Origin of the sequence: Pelomonas dachongensis (assembly GCF_043555865.1) — a bacterium.
GTDB classification, from domain to species: Bacteria; Pseudomonadota; Gammaproteobacteria; order Burkholderiales; family Burkholderiaceae_C; genus Pelomonas; species Pelomonas dachongensis.
This window is the reverse complement of the sequence record NZ_JBIGHY010000032.1, coordinates 1-1,725: the sequence shown is the minus strand read 5'-3', so window position 1 is coordinate 1,725 and position 1,725 is coordinate 1. Positions and strand designations below refer to the sequence as shown.

At 50.6% G+C, this 1,725-nt stretch carries 2 protein-coding genes and 1 pseudogene; all 3 read right to left on the bottom strand.

Annotated features, from left to right (window positions below):
• Nucleotides 1-38: 38 nt before the first annotated feature.
• A complete protein-coding gene (locus tag ACG02S_RS26185) occupies nucleotides 39-1,004 on the bottom strand; it encodes a hypothetical protein (RefSeq protein WP_394473438.1) in 966 nt (321 codons plus the stop codon).
• Nucleotides 1,005-1,014: 10 nt separating this feature from the next.
• Nucleotides 1,015-1,431, bottom strand: coding sequence for a hypothetical protein (locus tag ACG02S_RS26180; protein WP_394473437.1), 417 nt, complete (start codon nucleotides 1,429-1,431; stop codon nucleotides 1,015-1,017).
• Between the two features lie 59 nt (nucleotides 1,432-1,490).
• A pseudogene (locus ACG02S_RS26175) lies at nucleotides 1,491-1,725 on the bottom strand (integrase core domain-containing protein); the annotation flags it as partial.

The window sequence follows — 1,725 nt, the reverse complement described above, 5'->3', positions numbered from 1 at the left end:
ACAACCACCACATCCCGCAACGCTCGCTCGACCACCGCTCACCCGTGCAAGCCCTTCAAGCTTGGCAGGTCGCCAAGCCCCATTTGTTCAAGCGCGCTGTATACAAACAGGCGGGTCTTGACACCTAGGACCTTTGCTGTCTTGATGGCGATCGCGCCTCCATCCTTTACGAGGCGCTTCCAAGTCTCGAGATGTAGCTGCGAGAACTGCTTATGAGTACTGAAGTTTTCAGGGGCTGCTTGGAGATAGTCATTCCAAGCTTGAAGTCCTTGTGGATGACTAGTGAGATAGGACAGCTCATGCAGGTCTGGCGCTATAAAGCCGCCAGGCAAGACTGAAACTAGCTCCCCCCTCCCGTCCTTCACGGTGGAAAATCCACTTATAACAAGAGATCTACGGTTTGCATACTTGAGACCAACAAATACATCTGCAGTATCGGGCGGTATTCCTGCCGCACCTGGATGCATCGATTTTAAAACTTCTAAACTATAACCCTCAATCTTAGTAACCGACGAATTTTGGAGCAATGCTGGCAGTTCAACCTGATTAAAAACTCTATCAACTTCAGAGCCAGTTACCAATAAGCGCATCTCGCCAGTTGTAGCGTCCGCAAAATTTTTTGAGGCCGCCGCCCATGGCCCTGTGTTTACATTCGACTCATATATCCAATCGGTTGCAGGATTTTTTCCCAGCTGCCCCGCAATGAATCTCTGAAGATCAATTCCGGACAAGCCAGATGCCTCCCCGGCAGCTTGCAGAAACTCCGTTGACAGCAAGAACTTTCCAGCAGGCGTTTTGTCAATTACCCGAATGTCTTCTCCAGCGTCCAACATCCTGCCTACCGCCGCGGTTGCGCTCGTATCATCAGGCAATCTACCGCCATAAAAGACAGTGAAGGAACCGGATGCTTCTACTGAGATCTGTTTTACCAAACCAAGCAGAGCTTGAGGGGTACGCTCAATGCTTTGCAGAAGTATTTTTGCTTGGCCGAGAGAATATGTCATGTACGCCTCTTTACTTCGAAACAAGCTCAAGCGAGTAGAGCTGGTACGGAATCACCAGTTCGGCCTCTCCACAAGCGGCAAGTGCAGACTCCAAATCTGGCAGAACTTTTGATATTTCTGGCGTCGGTTCATTTCGCAAGCTACACAAGCCAAGCACTATTCTTCTGTCCACAATTTTTCCGAATTCATCTTGCGAGATGTCGACGTTCTTAATATGCACATCGAGGATTTGACCCTTCCAGAGAAATGCCCAGAAAGCCTCATCATGTGGTCCCTCTAGACCGAACCGAGCCCGACGAAGCAAAAATATTTCACGTTCGCGGTCTATGGCCCAATGACTCTCTCCAGCTCGATAGAAGTTTGAATCATCTGCAATCCCATACTTCTTCCTATCAGACTCAGGGATGATTTCGAATACAAATGTCATGGTTGCCTTCGCAAACTGATAAGTTGAGGGGTATTAGGCGTGAAACAGAGAGTCTGGTTGTCAAGACCCGCCTGTTTGTATACAGCGCGCTTGAACAAATGGGGCTTGGCGACCTGCCAAGCTTGAAGGGCTTGCACGGGTGAGCGGTGGTCGAGCGAGCGTTGCGTGATGTGGTGGTTGTAGGTCTTGCAGTACGCCGTGAGCGTGGCTTCCAACTCGGCGCCCGAATTGAATCGGGTCTGCTGCACGACCTCGCTGATGCGGCCATTGAAGCGCTCCACCAGGCCGTTGGTC